This is a genomic window from Fructobacillus cardui (assembly GCF_963580785.1).
Lineage (GTDB): Bacteria > Bacillota > Bacilli > Lactobacillales > Lactobacillaceae > Fructobacillus > Fructobacillus cardui.
Window position 1 is genome coordinate 223543 of the sequence record NZ_CAUZLS010000002.1, and the last position, 15629, is coordinate 239171.

Annotated in this window: 16 protein-coding genes and 1 tRNA gene; 13 read left to right on the forward strand and 4 right to left on the reverse strand. The window is 43.8% G+C overall.

What is annotated here, in order from left to right; all coding sequences use genetic code 11:
* Nucleotides 1-45: 45 nt before the first annotated feature.
* The 5 genes from ribF (at nt 46) to AABI20_RS03230 (ending at nt 5791) form a co-directional block, all read left to right on the forward strand.
* The gene (ribF, locus tag AABI20_RS03210) at nt 46-1002 is read left to right on the forward strand and encodes a riboflavin biosynthesis protein RibF (protein ID WP_288846301.1); all 957 of its coding nucleotides are present in this window, start codon (nt 46-48) and stop codon (nt 1000-1002) included.
* Nucleotides 1003-1195: 193 nt separating this feature from the next.
* Nucleotides 1196-2227, forward strand: a complete 1032-nt coding sequence (hrcA, locus tag AABI20_RS03215; protein ID WP_338346752.1) for a heat-inducible transcriptional repressor HrcA — start codon at nt 1196-1198, stop codon at nt 2225-2227.
* A gap of 18 nt (nt 2228-2245) precedes the next feature.
* Nucleotides 2246-2851, forward strand: a complete 606-nt coding sequence (gene grpE / locus AABI20_RS03220; RefSeq protein ID WP_338345429.1) for a nucleotide exchange factor GrpE — start codon at nt 2246-2248, stop codon at nt 2849-2851.
* Between the two features lie 99 nt (nt 2852-2950).
* Nucleotides 2951-4798, forward strand: coding sequence for a molecular chaperone DnaK (dnaK, locus tag AABI20_RS03225; RefSeq protein WP_338345430.1), 1848 nt, complete (start codon nt 2951-2953; stop codon nt 4796-4798).
* Between the two features lie 81 nt (nt 4799-4879).
* The gene (locus AABI20_RS03230) at nt 4880-5791 is read left to right on the forward strand and encodes a DnaJ C-terminal domain-containing protein (RefSeq protein WP_338345431.1); all 912 of its coding nucleotides are present in this window, start codon (nt 4880-4882) and stop codon (nt 5789-5791) included.
* Nucleotides 5792-5886: 95 nt separating this feature from the next.
* Here the strand turns inward: AABI20_RS03230 and def are convergent, their stop codons facing one another.
* Complete coding sequence (gene def / locus AABI20_RS03235; protein ID WP_248661226.1) at nt 5887-6465, reverse strand: peptide deformylase; 579 nt, start codon at nt 6463-6465, stop codon at nt 5887-5889.
* 205 nt (nt 6466-6670) lie between these two features.
* Here def and AABI20_RS03240 point away from each other — a divergent pair, with 205 nt between their 5' ends.
* The 5 genes from AABI20_RS03240 (at nt 6671) to AABI20_RS03260 (ending at nt 10626) form a co-directional block, all read left to right on the forward strand.
* Complete coding sequence (locus AABI20_RS03240; protein WP_288846292.1) at nt 6671-6946, forward strand: UPF0223 family protein; 276 nt, start codon at nt 6671-6673, stop codon at nt 6944-6946.
* Nucleotides 6939-7730: an inositol monophosphatase family protein gene (locus AABI20_RS03245; protein WP_288846291.1), complete on the forward strand. Its 792-nt coding sequence runs from the start codon at nt 6939-6941 to the stop codon at nt 7728-7730. Before AABI20_RS03240 ends, AABI20_RS03245 begins: the two co-directional genes overlap by 8 nt.
* Before the next feature lie 54 nt (nt 7731-7784).
* The gene (gene typA, locus AABI20_RS03250) at nt 7785-9623 is read left to right on the forward strand and encodes a translational GTPase TypA (RefSeq protein WP_168778422.1); all 1839 of its coding nucleotides are present in this window, start codon (nt 7785-7787) and stop codon (nt 9621-9623) included.
* Nucleotides 9624-9695: 72 nt separating this feature from the next.
* Nucleotides 9696-9785: transfer RNA gene (locus tag AABI20_RS03255), tRNA-Ser, on the forward strand.
* Between the two features lie 496 nt (nt 9786-10281).
* Nucleotides 10282-10626 (forward strand): hypothetical protein, encoded by a 345-nt coding sequence (locus AABI20_RS03260; RefSeq protein WP_338346754.1) that lies wholly within the window; start codon nt 10282-10284, stop codon nt 10624-10626.
* A gap of 2009 nt (nt 10627-12635) precedes the next feature.
* On the opposite strand, the gene AABI20_RS03265 is transcribed toward AABI20_RS03260, so the two are convergent.
* Together AABI20_RS03265 and AABI20_RS03270 are read right to left on the reverse strand one after the other, a co-directional pair.
* Nucleotides 12636-13247, reverse strand: coding sequence for a hypothetical protein (locus AABI20_RS03265; protein ID WP_338346756.1), 612 nt, complete (start codon nt 13245-13247; stop codon nt 12636-12638).
* Between the two features lie 480 nt (nt 13248-13727).
* Nucleotides 13728-14384: a helix-turn-helix domain-containing protein gene (locus tag AABI20_RS03270; RefSeq protein WP_338346759.1), complete on the reverse strand. Its 657-nt coding sequence runs from the start codon at nt 14382-14384 to the stop codon at nt 13728-13730.
* Nucleotides 14385-14529: 145 nt separating this feature from the next.
* Between AABI20_RS03270 and AABI20_RS03275 the strand changes: the two genes are divergently transcribed.
* The 3 genes from AABI20_RS03275 to AABI20_RS03285 all read left to right on the forward strand — a co-directional run bounded on the left by AABI20_RS03275 (nt 14530) and on the right by AABI20_RS03285 (nt 15269).
* Complete coding sequence (locus AABI20_RS03275) at nt 14530-14724, forward strand: helix-turn-helix domain-containing protein (RefSeq protein WP_338346760.1); 195 nt, start codon at nt 14530-14532, stop codon at nt 14722-14724.
* Nucleotides 14725-14726: 2 nt separating this feature from the next.
* On the forward strand, nt 14727-14924 hold the full coding sequence (locus AABI20_RS03280; protein WP_338346761.1) for a hypothetical protein: 198 nt from the start codon (nt 14727-14729) through the stop codon (nt 14922-14924).
* Between the two features lie 123 nt (nt 14925-15047).
* Nucleotides 15048-15269 carry a hypothetical protein gene (locus AABI20_RS03285; RefSeq protein WP_338346763.1) on the forward strand — a complete coding sequence of 74 codons (222 nt, stop codon included), beginning with the start codon at nt 15048-15050 and terminating at the stop codon, nt 15267-15269.
* A gap of 84 nt (nt 15270-15353) precedes the next feature.
* Here AABI20_RS03285 and AABI20_RS03290 read toward each other — a convergent pair.
* Nucleotides 15354-15629: IS30 family transposase (locus AABI20_RS03290; protein ID WP_338346766.1), on the reverse strand; the 276-nt coding region annotated here is incomplete at its 5' end.

Genomic DNA, 15629 nt, shown 5'->3' on the forward strand with positions numbered 1-15629 from the left:
CAAGCTAAGTGATTGAATGAGTAAAAACTCTGCTATAATATGCCCATGACTGAATTAATATCTTTGCATTATCCATTAAAAGAATTGCCCCAATTGACTAGTAAGCAAGTGCTGGCAATGGGCTTTTTTGACGGGGTCCATTTGGGCCATCAGAAGGTAATCCAGGAAGCGGCGCGGGTGGCGCACGAAAATGGATTGCCGCTGGCCGTTTTGACTTATAACCCTTACCCGGGCCTAGTATTTAAAAAGCTGCCTCAACCCTGGCATGATTTAACACCCCTGGACCAGAAGGTTCAGCTGCTAGGGAAGCTGGGCGTTGATCGGGTGTACTGCCTTCAATTGACGTCACACCTTTCGGCCTTGCATCCGGAAGAATTTATTAAGGAAATTCTTTTGCCTCTCCAGGTTCATACCGTTGTTGCGGGCTTTGACCACCGTTACGGCAAGAAGGAGTACCAAGCTGACATGGCTCACCTGCCTGAATATGCTGCTGGTCGCTTTGATGTCCTGACGGTTGCTAAGAAGGCCCTTGGTAAATCAGCTGTCAAGGTGGCTTCAAGGCAGATCCGTCAAGACCTAGCCGCTGGTAACTTGGCTGCCGTAACAGAGAGCCTTGGTCGCGTTCACGAGACCACCGGTCTGATTGTCCATGGGGATGCTCGGGGCCGGACGTTGGGTTTCCCAACGATTAATATTTGGACGCCGGAAGTTGAGTTCCTGCCTGGTATCGGTGTTTACGCTGTGAGCGCCTATGTTGATGGCCGCTGGGTCGATGGCATGGCCTCGATTGGTCGCAATGTGACTTTTGAAGCGAACCGACCGGTGACAGTTGAAATTAACCTTTTTGATTTCGCCGATGAAGTTTATGGGGAACCGGTGAAAGTCCAGTGGTATGCGAAGTTGCGCAATGAAGTGAAGTTTGATTCCGCAGAAGCCTTGGTTGACCAGTTGCTGATTGACCAACAAAAAACACGTGAATACTTTCAAGAAAAAGTAGATTAATTTTAATCTGCTTTTTTCTTTGCCATGACATAATCGCTATTAAGGTTGATAGATGGGTATTTTTTCATAAAATTAGCACTCGTTTATAAAGAGTGCTAAAAATAGTTTGCATTTTTCTGAATCTTTTGTATAATATAGTTGTTAGCAGTTAAGAGTTTTGAGTGCTAAACAAAATTAAAGGGGGTTTGGGTTGATGCTAACTGATCGACAGCAATTAATTTTGGCGGCGATTATTTATGAATATACCCAGACTGCCCGAGCGGTCGGGTCAAAGACCTTACATGATCAGTTGAATTTGGAATTTTCACCGGCAACGATTCGCAATGAGATGAGTTTCTTGGAGGAAGCTGAGCTGATTAAAAAGCTCCATACCTCCGCTGGTCGAATTCCTTCAAAAACTGGTTACCGCTACTACCTTGACCATTTAATGGTGGCTGACCAGGTTTCTGACCAAGATGTTGCGCTGATTGCCCAACAAATTCGTGGTAACTTCCATGAATTGGATGATTTGCTTGGCCAAACAGCCCGGCAATTGGCAGACATGACGGGATTAACGGCCTTGGTGTTGAAGCCAAAAGCCGTTAACCTAAAAATCTCGTCTTTCCAACTGATTCAGCTGGAACGGCAACAGGTTTTGGCTGTCTTAGCAACGTCTGATGGCAAAGTAACTTCGCAAACTTTCCGTCTGCCAAAGGAAATGACCGTCTCGTCCTTAACGGACATGGTGGCCTATATCAATGCACAGATGGTTGGCAGACCGGTTCAAGAAGTCCTTTCACTGATGAACTCAGAAGAGTTGCCCGTCACGCTTTCACGCAATGTTGAAAGCCCGGCAGCTTTCCTGCAGCTCTTTGGGGAGGTCTTGGCTCGGTCGGTTGAAGAACAGGTCCACATTGGTGGCCGCCTCAACCTCTTAGAAGTGGCTGACGACGCTTACTTAAACCTGAAGGAAGCACGGTCAGTCTTGGAATTGTTTGACTCGCCTGAGGCGGTTCGCCAATTGGCTGTGACACAAAAACAGTCGGTGATGATTCGCTTGGGTCAGGAGTTACCAACGCCGCTTTTGCAGGATTACGCCATTCTTGCTGCACCGTTTTCGGTCGGTGGTGATGATGGCGGTGTGATCGCATTAGTGGGTCCCATTCGGATGCCATATGCCAAGATTGCTAGGTTGCTATCAACCTTTGCCAAAGCACTAGATACAAAATTATTCGAATATGTTTAACCAAAAGGAGGAACGCCCGTGGCGAAGTCTGAAGATGAAAAAGATTTGAAGCAAGCTGATATTGAGGAAGAAACAGAGGCAAAGGAATTTGCTGATGCGGACCAAACTCAAGAAGAAGCAAAAGACAAATCAGAAGAAACGCAAGCAGAATCAATAGAGGAGCCAGCAGTGGATCCAATAGCTGATTTGCAAGCAGCGCTTGAGAAGAAGGATGATGAATTACTTCGTGCTCAGGCTGAAATTCAAAACATCCAAAGCCGTAATGCTCGTGAGATTCAAAATATTCGCAAGTATGATGGCCAGAAATTAGCCGAAGCCATTTTACCGGTGGTTGATAACTTGGAACGCGCCCTTGCAGTTGAAGTGGGGGATGACGACAAGGTGGCTCAAATTCATAAGGGTGTTGAAATCACGTTGAAGACTTTGAAGCAGGCGTTGACAACCAATGGTATTCAAGAAGTCGGCCAAGTTGGTGATGCCTTTGATCCAAATACCATGCAAGGTGTTCAATCTGTGCCGGCAGAAGGCAAAATTAAGGCCGATCAAGTGGCGACGGTCTTGCAAAAGGGTTATGTCCTTCAAGATCGCGTCATTCGTCCAGCGATGGTCGCAGTGGCAAAATAACATTTGCGAAATAGCAAATATTTGGTGACTCAGCCCTTTGGCACCACACCTTAAAAAGCTTAAGAATATGATTTAAAAAATAGGAAGGGTCGATATACTATGTCAAAGATTATCGGAATTGATTTAGGAACTACTAACTCAGCTGTTGCCGTTTTGGAAGGTGGTAAGCCAAAGATTATTACAAACCCTGATGGTGGTCGTACGACACCTTCAGTTGTGTCATTTAAGAATGGGGAGACCCAGGTTGGTGACGTTGCTAAGCGTCAAGCAATCACAAACCCAGACACGATTTCATCAATCAAGTCTCACATGGGTGAAGCAGGTTACAAGGTAACCGTTGATGGTAAAGATTACACACCACAAGAAATCTCAGCCATGGTTTTGCAGTACATCAAGGGCTATGCAGAAGACTACTTGGGTGAAAAGGTAGACAAGGCCGTTATCACGGTTCCTGCATACTTTAACGATGCTCAACGTCAAGCTACCAAGGATGCCGGTAAGATTGCCGGTTTGGAAGTCGAACGAATCATCAACGAACCAACGGCTGCTGCTTTGGCTTATGGAATGGACAAGTTGGACAAGGATGAAAAGATTTTGGTTTATGACCTTGGTGGAGGAACATTTGATGTTTCTGTCCTTGAATTAGGTGATGGTGTCTTTGAAGTTTTGTCAACAAATGGTGACACACACCTTGGCGGTGATGACTTCGATGCTAAGATTATCGACTACTTGGCTGATGAATTCAAGAAGGAAAACGGCATCGACTTGAAGCAAGATAAGTTGGCTTTGCAACGTTTGAAGGATGCCGCTGAAAGTGCTAAGAAGACTTTGTCTTCAGCAACTGAAGCACAAATCGATTTGCCATTTATCGCTTCTGGCGACCAAGGACCTTTGCACTTGCAAACTTCTTTGACTCGAGCAAAGTTCAACGAATTGACAGCTGATTTGGTTAAGAAGGCCGAAGCACCCGTAATGAACGCCTTGAAGGATGCTGGCTTGTCATTTAATGACATTGATGAAGTAATCTTGAATGGTGGTTCAACTCGTATCCCTGCTGTCCAAGAATCAGTGAAGAAGATGACTGGTAAGGAACCAAACCACTCAATCAATCCTGATGAAGCCGTTGCCTTGGGTGCTGCTGTTCAAGGTGGTGTGATTACTGGGGATGTTAAGGACGTTGTTTTGTTGGATGTTACGCCTTTGTCACTTGGTATTGAAACCATGGGCGGCGTCTTCACGAAGTTGATTGATCGTAACACGACCATTCCAACTTCAAAGTCGCAAGTCTTCTCAACTGCAGAAGACAACCAGCCAGCTGTTGATATTCACGTTTTGCAAGGTGAACGTTCAATGGCCGCTGATAACAAGACTTTGGGTCGGTTCCAATTGTCTGACATTCCTGCCGCAAAGCGTGGTGTCCCACAAATCGAAGTGACGTTTGATATCGACCGTAACGGTATCGTGAACGTTTCTGCTAAGGATTTGGGAACGCAAAAGGAACAAAAGATTACTATCCAAGCTGCCGGTGGTTTGTCTGACGAAGAAATCGAAAAGATGATGAACGACGCCAAGGCAAACGAAGAAGCCGACAACAAGAAGAAGGAAGCAGTTGAAACGCGTAATAACGCCGACCAATTGATTTTCCAGACTGAAAAGACGTTGGAAGAAGTTGGCGACAAGTTGTCAGATGACGACAAGAAGCCAACACAAGATGCCTTGGATGCTTTGAAGAAGGCTAAGGAAGATGCTGCTGCCGAAGACGCTGACTTGACTGATTTGAAGGCCAAGACAGACGACTTGCAAAAGGTAGCTACTGAATTGGCAACAAAGTTGTACCAGCAAGCACAACAAGCCCAAGAAGCACAGGGTGGTGCCGAAGGTGCTAAGAAGGATGACAACACTGTTGATGGTGACTTCGAAGAAGTTAACCCAGACGACAAGAAGTAATCTTTTCTTTGCCAGTAAAAACTGATAAAATGGACCAGCTGCGGCTCGGTCCGTACATATTTGAATCAAAGGAGTCCGCTTGTGAATAACACTGAATTTTACGACCGTCTTGGGGTTTCTAAGACAGCCAGTCAAGATGAAATTAAAAAAGCATATCGCAAACTTTCAAAGAAGTACCACCCCGATTTGAACCATGAACCAGGGGCTGAGGACAAGTATAAGGAAGTTCAGGAAGCCTTTGAAACGCTTGGTGACCCACAAAAGCGCCAGCAGTATGACCAATTTGGTGCTGCAGGTGCCCAAGGAGGCTTTGGGGGTCAAGGAGGCTTCGGTGGTGCTCAGGGCGGTTTCGGCGACTTTTCTGATTTGGGCGATATCTTCTCTCAGATGTTTGGTGGCGGATTCCAGGATCCCAATGCACCACGTAAGGGTCGTGACCTCCAGTACAGGATGCATTTGACCTTTGAGGAAGCCATTTTTGGAACTGAAAAGAACGTTAAGTATACGCGTTCACAGGCCGACCGTTCACAGCACGAGGTCAAGGTGAAGGTGCCTGCCGGCGTTGAAAGTGGTCAGCAGATGCGTTTGTCTGGCCAAGGTGAAGACGGTATTAATGGTGGTCCACAGGGTGACTTGTACGTGGTCTTCTCCGTTGCGGCTTCAAAGGATGGCTTTGAGCGTGATGGTGCTGATATCTACCTTCAGCAAGATATTGACTTTATTACGGCGGCCATGGGGGCTGAAATCCCAGTTAAAACGGTTCACGGTGAAGTGAAGTTGAAGATTCCAGCAGGGACGCAAAATGGTCGGCGCTTCCGCTTAGGCGGTAAAGGAGCTGCTCGCTTGCATAACAACGGCTATGGTGACCAATTTGTCATTGTCAACGTTGTTGTCCCAACAAAACTTAACAAGGACCAAAAGGCGGCCTTAGAGGCCTTTGCGACCGCTTCAGGTGTTAAGGTTGCTAAGAAGAAGTCAATCTTCGATAAGTAAGACAATTTAAAATCAGTTAAGATGTCTTTAGTCTCCATCTGTTCAATCAAAAAGCCGACTCAGCTGAGTCGGCTTTTTATAGTTTATCAGTATTTTTAAAGGTACTTAGTTGAATCGTCTACATGCCACGGGTCCTGGCGGTCGATATGGTCGTAGTACAACTTACCGTGCAGGTGGTCAATTTCATGTTGGAAAACGATGGCCGGGTAGTTGCGCAGCGTCTTTGTCAGTGTCTGACCAGATTCGTCTTGGTAGCGAACGGTAATCTTCTTTGACCGAGGGACAAAGCCAGGAACGTCTTCGTCTACCGAAAGGCAACCTTCGCCAGTTTCCAATGCGGCCCGTCCAACTGTTTCAGACACGATGACGGGGTTAAAGACAACGCCCTTGAAGAATGGTTTGTCTTCCGCATCTTCGGCTGGGTCAGCAGATGGAATCAAGATGGCCGTCATCTGCAAAGATTCCCCAACCTGTGGGGCAGCCAGGCCGACGCCGGGACGTAGACCATATTTTTCATTTTTTTCCTCGTCTTGTGAGACCTCTAAGTAAGTCATCATATCCTTGGCGAGTTGTTGGTGTTCCGGGCTGAGTGGGAAGGGAACTTCCTGAGCCTGGTCACGTAAAACGGGATCACCGTCTCGCGTGATTTTATCCATGGTGAAACGAATTGTCATGCTGGTTAACTCCTACTTACAATTTATCAACTTTTAGTATAGCAGAAATCGGTTGGCAACTGGCTTTTGCTCTTTGACTTTTCTGATTTTTTCGTGGATTGGTGCGGTGATTTGCCTTTTAAATCAGTCGGCTTTTCTGGAAAGGGGAGTGAAAGCTTGTTAGAATAGAGGTGATATGTTCATTGTGCATTTGAAAGGATTGTCTATGGCAGAGCAATACCAGCTTCCAATTGACGGTAATTGGAATCAAGACGATATTATTGCGGTTTCAAATTTGATTGATGCCGTTTTGCAGGTTTATGAGGGCGGTTGCGACCGCGAATACCTCTTGACGACTTACCGGCGGTTTTTGACCGTTATCCCATCAAAGTCTGAACAGAAGGCCTTTGACCGTGATTTTGAGCAACAGACTGGCCGGTCGATTTATCAGACGATGAAATTGACAGAAAATCCTGTCCAGCGGGTTTTAGTCAATGACTGAGTGGACGAATGATCAATTAACTCAGGTGGACCAAACGGTACGGCGGTGGTTAGCCGAATTAGGCCGTGAAGCTCGAAAAACCAAGAACCAAGATTTGCATGTTGGTCAAAAAGAGGGCGACTTTCGCAACATCGTTACTAACCTTGATAGCAGTAACCAGGCTTGGCTGATTGACCATATTCAAGCAATCGACCCTGCTGCCCAATTCATTGCTGAAGAGGGGGACTTACATCGCCCTGAAACGATGACTGGTCACGTCTGGTTTATCGACCCGATTGATGGCACCCTGAACTTTGTTTATGAAAAAACTGATTTTGCCATTATGGTAGCCCTCTATATTGATGGTAAGCCAACACTGGGCTGGGTTGCCAAAGTAATGACAAGCCAGGTCTTCCATGGTGGCCCAGCAATTGGTGCCTTTTTAAATGACCAAAAACTGACGCAAGTACCGGATTTGGGTCTGGCGGAGTCGATTTTGGTTGTGTCCGGTCGCCGCTTGCTAAAAGGGGAAAGACCTTATCTGGCTTTGGCGTCTGCGGCATTAGCCTACCGGGTTCTGGGCTCGGCCGGAATCTCCTTTAGCCGCCTCTTCTTACAACAGGCCACGGGCTATTTCTCAAAGCTGTCCCCATGGGATTTAGCGGCGGGTCGTGTCCTTTCTGAAACGCTCGGTTACGTGGTCAAACCACTTGACGGAAGTCCGCTAAATATGCTATCATCAAACACAGTATTAATCGCTACAACCAAGACGTATCGCGAGTCAGTCAAGATAGTGAAAGACTAGGGAGAGAAGCCCTAGTCTTTCTTGTGAGTAGCAAAGACAAAGGAGCACATAAAATTGGCAAATCTTCGCGAAGATATTCGTAATATCGCTATTATTGCCCACGTCGATCACGGAAAGACGACGTTGGTCAACGAACTGTTAAAACAGTCTGACACATTGGACGCCCGTAAGGAAGAATCTTTGGGTGACCGTGTGATGGATACCAACGATATTGAAAAAGAACGTGGAATCACGATCTTGTCTAAGAACACTGCCGTTCGCGTTGGCGACAAGCAGATCAACATCTTGGATACCCCTGGTCACGCCGATTTCGGTGGAGAAGTTGAACGAATCATGGGAATGGTTGACGGGGTTTTGCTCGTCGTTGATGCCTTTGAAGGTACTATGCCTCAGACTCGTTTCGTTTTGAAGAAGGCCTTTGAACAACACTTGACGCCAATCGTGATTGTCAACAAGGTTGACCGTCCTGGTGCCCGACCAGAAGAAGTCGTTGATGAAGTTTTGGACTTGTTCATCGAATTGGGTGCTGATGAAGATGATTTGGACTTCCCAGTTATCTTTGCTTCAGCTATGAATGGAACATCATCATTTGATCCAGATGTTTCAAAGCAAGAACACACGATGGAACCAATCTTTAAGACGGTTTTCGAAACAATTCCTGCTCCTATTGACAACTCAGACGAACCATTGCAGTTCCAAGTTGCCATGTTGGACTATAACGACTTCGTTGGTCGTATTGGTATCGGCCGTGTTAAGCGTGGAACAATCAAGGTTGGTGACAACGTTGATGTTTTGAAGCTTGATGGCTCATCACAAAACTTCCGTGTTACAAAGCTTTCTGGTTTCATTGCTTTGGACCAAGTTGAAATCCAAGAAGCCAAGGCCGGTGATTTGATTGCCGTTTCTGGTATGGAAGACATCTCGGTTGGTGAAACAGTTGTTGACCCAGCCCACCACGATGAATTGCCATTGCTTCGTATCGATGAACCAACGTTGCAAATGACTTTCCGTCAAAACGATAGCCCCTTTGCTGGTCGTGAAGGAAAGTTCGTGACTGCTCGCCAAATCGAAGATCGTTTGTTGCGCGAATTGCACACTGATGTTTCTTTGCGTGTTGAAGACACTGACCAAGCTGGTGCTTGGTTGGTCTCAGGACGTGGTGAATTGCACCTTTCAATCTTGATTGAAAACATGCGTCGTGAAGGATTCGAATTGCAAGCTTCACGTCCACAAGTTATCTTCCGTGAGGAAGATGGTCAAACCACAGAACCTTACGAATCAATCCAAATCGATACACCAGATGAATATTCATCAACTGTTATCGACTCATTGAACCAACGTAAGGGTGAAATGCAAAACATGGAAGCTGTCGGAAACGGTCAAACTCGTTTGACTTATATGGCTCCTTCACGTGGTTTGATTGGTTACGCCACTGAATTTATGACAGCAACTCACGGTTATGGTATCTATAACCACACATTTGCTGAATACCGTCCAATGGTTAAGAATTGGGAACCAGGCCGTCGTAACGGTGCCTTGGTTTCAATCAACCAAGGACAAACAACGAACTACGCCATCATGGGTGTTGAAGATCGTGGCCAAATGTTTGTTGGCGCCGGTGTCGACGTCTATGAAGGAATGGTTGTTGGTATGAACGCTCGTGACAACGACATCTCTGTTAACGTTACAAAGATGAAGCCACAGTCAAACGTTCGTTCATCAAACAAGGACCAAACTGCTTCAATCAAGACTCCACGTGAGATGAACTTGGAAGCATCAATGGAATTCTTGAACGATGACGAATACGTTGAAGTAACGCCAGAAAACGTTCGTATCCGTAAGGCTATCTTGAACACTGCTGAGCGTGAAAAGGCTGCTAAGCGTCGTAAGTAAGCGTTTTAGCACTATCTGAAACAAACAAATAATCATAGTGGCATGGACCAATCTTCATGTCACTATTATTTTGGAGCTATGGCACAATCCGGTACTGCAGCGGACTCGAAATCCGTCGAGCCGTCTTATGGCGGTGTGCGGGTTCAAATCCCGCTAGCTCCTTGAGACATTTCAAGAGAAGTCAAGAGGGGTCAAAAAGCCCAGTCTTGACCTCTTTTTGTTTTTTAGGGTTGCTATGAATTGCTATAGATTGCAAGCAAAATAACACATTTTTAACACATTTTTTTATAGCGGGGATGCTATTGAGGACGGCCTTTGTGCCGTCTTTTATTTTGCAAAATAACACATTTTTAGCACAAAAATACCGAATCGGAGTATAACACCTATATCTGCGGTACTAATTTGGTACTTTAGCTTTTAGCCAACTCAACGCTAAAACGTCTGCCAGTTGTGGCGGAAAGTGAACCATCCCCATTTGGGTTAAGTTGTCCAGTAGTGGACAATGTACATAGTCAACGTTACTTTATATTTGCTGTGTGGTTACAAGCACACACCTATTAACAACCGTGTTTGCAAGCACGCTGGTGCACCGAATGAGTGTGTCAGGTCTATGTGTATATCCTGTATAATTGCCTTAAAAGCACTTATGGGGGATGACATGAAGCAAAGGCAAATAATCGGTCACTACTTCACTGGATATGCTGATTGGGCTTTAAAAGGGCTTGAATACCGGAAGCAGGCAGAAGGTGGAAGTTTTAGCAGTCGCTATGCGGAAGAAAACTATAACTTTTGGATAGAAGTACGAAGGGTGTTTGATGAATATACCGCCACGCTGTCCCCTGAAATTATCAAGATGGAGCACGACCATTATAAGCACCGTAAGCCATTTGGCGAGTGTTACAACATTGTAGCGCCTACTGCTGTAATCCAAGAGGTCAACAACGAACTGAACAGATTGGCCAAGTCGATATACCAGCCAGAGAGAATTAGAGACTTTAATTAGTGTTAAGTATTGGGCTCTATTTATAAATAGTCCATATAAGGCGATTTGAGCGTTTTTATTTGTCGTTAGTATAGTTAGACGTAAAATGAATTAAAACGTTAGATACCCCGCCCCTGCTTGCCTGACGAAGAGAGCACACACATACTGTCATCTTGTGTCAAAGTCTGATTTTTAAAATTTTAAGGGTGGGGGGGGGACATCCCCGGAAAGCGCTATATTAAGCATTTTTAAAAATAAATGAGCCTATTCTCGCCGGGTTTTTAGACCCGACAGAACGAAACGTTATGACAGCCTTCATCCAGAAGTGCTGTAAATAAAAAAGACGCCCTGATTTGGGGCATCATGCAAACAGTAATTAAAGGGGTGTCCGTTTTGGATAGTCCTTTTGTTTTGAGCACTTAAGGGGTCTGTTTATTACCGACTCCTTCGCCATCAGTGGCGAAAAATAAGCTGGGGTCGCGTTTCACGACCTTAGGCCTGCTACTGTGATTTACCGAGTCAGGTAGCAAGAAGGGTCAACCTGTACCGACATAAAGTAGGTGCAGCTCACGCCCTGGATTAAACCTAGACCGACAAAACGTCGGGTATGAAGTAAGCGGGTAACGCAAAGTGACGCCCTAAGTTGAACTTAGACCGTTTATTTTCTCCACTAGTGGGGAATTTTCTCAAGAAGTTGCGAAAGCATATTCACCATGATTGGCGAAAATAGAAACTGTTACCACTTTACAACATCACATCTAGGTGCGGTTGTGAGATCATCACCACATAAAAAGGCAGGGTGTGCTTGTAAACACACCCCAAAAGAAAAAGCCTTATTCAATCGAGTAGGGCTATTTTTGTGCTTAATTATGCCAACAAATGCCAACATCTAGAACTTGTCAAAACTTGACATGAAAACTTGCTAAAACCTGCCTTAAAAACCTAACAAAACCCAACATAAAAACCTGTTAAAACTTGTTATTAAAACCTGGCTTCATAACCTATGAAAACCTATGGCGATGATCAAGCAGGAGTTAGGCAATTATGCCGATATTAAAACTTAACAAAACTTAACATCAATCTCTCTTGTTTGAAGGTTGCGCGCCCTAAGAAACCCTAAGATAAAATCCTAGCATTTATGTAAGCAAAAGCAAGCATTTTATACCAACAAATACCATCATTTAATGTCAACAAATGTCAACATTTTCCAACATTTAACCTTAACAATTATTAACATTTATTCCAGCATTTTCCAGTGTGAACCTTAGCATTTCTTAGCATGTAATTGCAGTGTTTTGTAGTATATGAAGGCCAATATATAGCCATCCAGATCAGTGAATAAAGGCCGTTAAAAGCGTTGCAACGTTGCAGAAAGTGTTGCAACCTTTTTGGGGGATGGTTGCAAAAGGTTACATAAAAAAGTTACAAAAGGTTACACCCAAAAAGTTACATAGTTACAGGCTTTAAGACTTGGTTTAAGCGCCCTTATTGTGGGAATTGTTCCTAGTAATTACTAGTATTTGAAGGATATAAAATGTTATGTTTTGTTAGGTTTTTAGGTCTTAAAAATGTTAGCAAATGTTAGCATTTTAAACCCAAATAATCCTAGCAATTCCTAGCATTTTTCAGTATAGGGCTATGAATAAGGCGCAAAGGGGTGCACACAAAAGCAAAAAGGGTGCACCCGAAAAGGTCACAAGGTCACAAAAAGTCACACCTAAAAAGTCACAAACCTCATCCCCAAAACAGGGCTCTGGTGTGTGCAATTTTTGCACTAGTTGCTACTTCCTATAAACCCTTGCATTTTATCGAAAAAGTCCAAAGAGGGTGCAGTGATAAATAGCTTTATATAGGCGTTTGCCGTTGTTTAGAGTTTGCACCCTTTTTTGAAAGAGGCGCAGTGATTGAATGTAGTATTTTGTAGTAAATGATACGGTGCACGATTCGTTCATCGTGAAAACATCCCCATAATAAAAAGCGCCTTGGTCAACCATACGGCAACCAGGGCGCTAATTGTTTGGATTATATAATTAATTATAGTGTACTGTTTGACTTGAGGAAGCTAATGGATCAAGGTCTTTATCGCCAATATGGTTTTGGTAATCAGCCCCGTTATAGGTAAAGCCTTGAGGTTTGTTAGTTGGCTCTTTTGTAAATATAGCGAAGTAGCCTTGACGTTCATATGATGCCACTACATTTTCCTTTTTCCCGTTGATTGTTAAAGTTGCCCTCCAAAATGTGACGCCATCCGTATAATTTTGGTTTGGCGCGATGCTACCGTTGGTCGTTGGCAGCGTTACTTTTGTTTGACCGTTGTAATAAGTTAAATCTTGGTTGGTGATAGTAGGCAGGCTAGATGACTGATTGCTACTCTTTTGTGTTGATTGCTTGGACTCCTGCCCCTTGGTTAGCTGTGCGGAACTATTTGATTGTGAGCTACTTAGTTGATTAGAGCCACCGAAGTTACTTGTCGAGCTTGAAACATGACTGATAAAGGAGACGCTTAACGAACTATCGCTATCCTCTTTATGTTTGTTATTGTTGGCATTGCCAATAAAATAAAGGCCAGTTCCTCCAATGATAACGACTAAAGCAGTGGCGATTAACATTTTTTTGCTTTTATTCTTTGGTGCGTGTTTCATATTTCTTCTCTCCGTTTAATATGCGTTATAGATTTGTGTGTAAGACCCATCGTGGGCTTGTTTGTTTCTATTTCATCCCCATTAGTGGCAATTTACAGGCGTAGGTGTGCCTACACTTGTCTCATTTTTTAAATTTAGAATATAAATAGCGTATAAGACTAATCACGGTAAGAATGGCAAACAAGAAGGACACTGATCCACTGGTTGATATTTCATGTTTAGATACTGTAAAGCCAAATTCCGGTACAAAACCACCCGCATATCCAGCGTATACAGTTAGTATGGCAAATACCAGTGTTTCAATTAGCAAGCGTTTATTTTTTTGCATAAGTCTAATAATCTCCCTTTATTTGAACTTGTGAGCCTCATAGTAGGCTTTTTTATTTTGTTGCTTTCATATCAGTAGTTTTTTAAAGACGTAGGTGTGCCTACGGGTTGAAAATAGTTATTAAAGCCTACAAGCCCCATAGCGGGCTTTTTTTATTTCCAAGGGATTTTGTTATCAGAGTAGTTTCCCTTATTAGAGTATTCTTTTTTTATCCTATCAAGTTCTTTTATCATATTTTTTAGATTTAGATCATCATAGTCGTTCATGTATTCTATAGAACCAAAAATTGAAAGAAGCATTGAAAGTACTGTCTCTTTCGTTGGGGTTAGCGGGTCTTCTAAGAGTGATAATAAAGCGTTTGATGCTAAAAGCATGCCATTAGAATATTCCGCTCGAAGTGAGTAGTTGGATAGTTCTTCGTTTATTGTGTTTCCGCTTTCCTCAGGATAAATCCCACTAATTATTTTTTCAGCTTTTTTTGCTAAGCGGTTAATGTTTTCATCTTCTTGGATATCTATAGCTGAAACGCCCTCTGGCAATTCTAGTCCAAATGTTCGTATATGTATCTCAGAACCGTCATCGCTTCTATTAACAGCGCCATCAGGGATTCTTCGAACTGAAGAAAACCCTTGTAAATATCCAATATCAACACCAAAAAAGTCAGCGAGTTTTTGCCAGGTTGCTAGTTTGGGTTCTGTTTTACCATTTTCATAATCGCTAAACGTGGAGCGCTTAATCCCCGTTTGCTTTTCGATAGAAACTAGAGAGAGCTTTTTTTCTTTTCTTAATTCTTTTAAACGATTTTGCATAGTTATTCCTCACAAAAAAAGAATAACATACTTTTTCTATTTTACCGACTATCTCGGAAAAAATTTAAAAAAAGATTGACAACCGAAAAACTCGGTTATATACTAAACGACATATTAACCGAGTTTCTCGGAAAAGGAGGAGCGGATGAAAGTTTTAACGAAGAACTTTGTTGACGCCTTAACGATTAAGCAGGCACGAGAGCGCCTGAACTATGGGCAGTTAGCGAAAAAAACGGGTGTCACTGCTGTAACAATATCTAAGGTTATTAACGGAAAGACGGAAACGCTTCAAGAAAAGACATTCGACAAGCTAAATGATTGGCTACTAGAGGAGGTATAACAATGGAACAAACAGTACAGACGGTCACAGAGTGGCCTAGGTGGATGAATTGGAAGCAGGCGGCCAAGTATTGCAACGTGGCACAGGGAACTTTTAAGCGCCATCTCATCGACACTGGACGAGTGCATGCAAAGGTCACAGACTTTGGCAAGCGGTACGATCGAGAAGAAATCGACCAAGCGATTGAGAACTGGTACTAGGAGGGGATGACATGGAGATTTGGAATATCTTTACAACGCTGGTCACAGTCACATGTATAGCAGTGCTGTCCCTAGAGGTTGGCTATGAATTGGGAAGGCAAGACAAAAAGGAGCAGGCACGCCATGGGAAACAATGAGTACAGCAAAGTAGTACTAAACTCTATTGGTCATTACCAGGATGAGTTACACAAGGCTGAAACTATCTTGAGTGGTCAGACTATGCCGGGACAAGAGCCAAGCCATCGGGAGCTTTTGCACTCAATGAACATGGCACAGGGTATTGTGTCGAATGTGTTAGCAGATTTGGCAACATTGGAGGACATGACTAAGGACCAACTTAGTTAGTTGAATACTTGCGCATAAAAAAGTAAGTATTGCATTTTGAAAACGCTAAACCTAGAAAGGAAGTAAATGAATGGAATTGGCAGATTACAAGTTTAATTCGAACGCATCCGTAAAAACTTCCAATGGTGTTTGATAATGATGTAATTTCATGGGCCGCTTGTTAATGAGTTCAACCGCCTCATATAATCGCTGCTCCGATACGTCCCTGAAATGACTTTTCTTTGGGAAGAAATAACGAAGCTTACGATGAAATAATTCATTGGTCGCTCGTTCCCAAGGGGAATAGGCATGGCAGAAATAGACCTGGATACCGTATTGCTGTTGTAAATGTCGATAGCCCGAGAACTCTTTTCCATGATC

Coding starts and splice junctions, on each gene's coding strand:
- ribF (WP_288846301.1), top strand. CDS start 46: ATGACTGAATTAATATCTTTGCATTATCCATTAAAAGAATTGCCCCAA.
- hrcA (WP_338346752.1), top strand. CDS start 1,196: ATGCTAACTGATCGACAGCAATTAATTTTGGCGGCGATTATTTATGAA.
- dnaK (WP_338345430.1), top strand. CDS start 2,951: ATGTCAAAGATTATCGGAATTGATTTAGGAACTACTAACTCAGCTGTT.
- def (WP_248661226.1), bottom strand. CDS start 6,465: ATGACAATTCGTTTCACCATGGATAAAATCACGCGAGACGGTGATCCC.
- AABI20_RS03240 (WP_288846292.1), top strand. CDS start 6,671: ATGGCAGAGCAATACCAGCTTCCAATTGACGGTAATTGGAATCAAGAC.
- AABI20_RS03245 (WP_288846291.1), top strand. CDS start 6,939: ATGACTGAGTGGACGAATGATCAATTAACTCAGGTGGACCAAACGGTA.
- AABI20_RS03260 (WP_338346754.1), top strand. CDS start 10,282: ATGAAGCAAAGGCAAATAATCGGTCACTACTTCACTGGATATGCTGAT.
- AABI20_RS03265 (WP_338346756.1), bottom strand. CDS start 13,247: ATGAAACACGCACCAAAGAATAAAAGCAAAAAAATGTTAATCGCCACT.
- AABI20_RS03270 (WP_338346759.1), bottom strand. CDS start 14,384: ATGCAAAATCGTTTAAAAGAATTAAGAAAAGAAAAAAAGCTCTCTCTA.
- AABI20_RS03275 (WP_338346760.1), top strand. CDS start 14,530: ATGAAAGTTTTAACGAAGAACTTTGTTGACGCCTTAACGATTAAGCAG.
- AABI20_RS03280 (WP_338346761.1), top strand. CDS start 14,727: ATGGAACAAACAGTACAGACGGTCACAGAGTGGCCTAGGTGGATGAAT.
- AABI20_RS03285 (WP_338346763.1), top strand. CDS start 15,048: ATGGGAAACAATGAGTACAGCAAAGTAGTACTAAACTCTATTGGTCAT.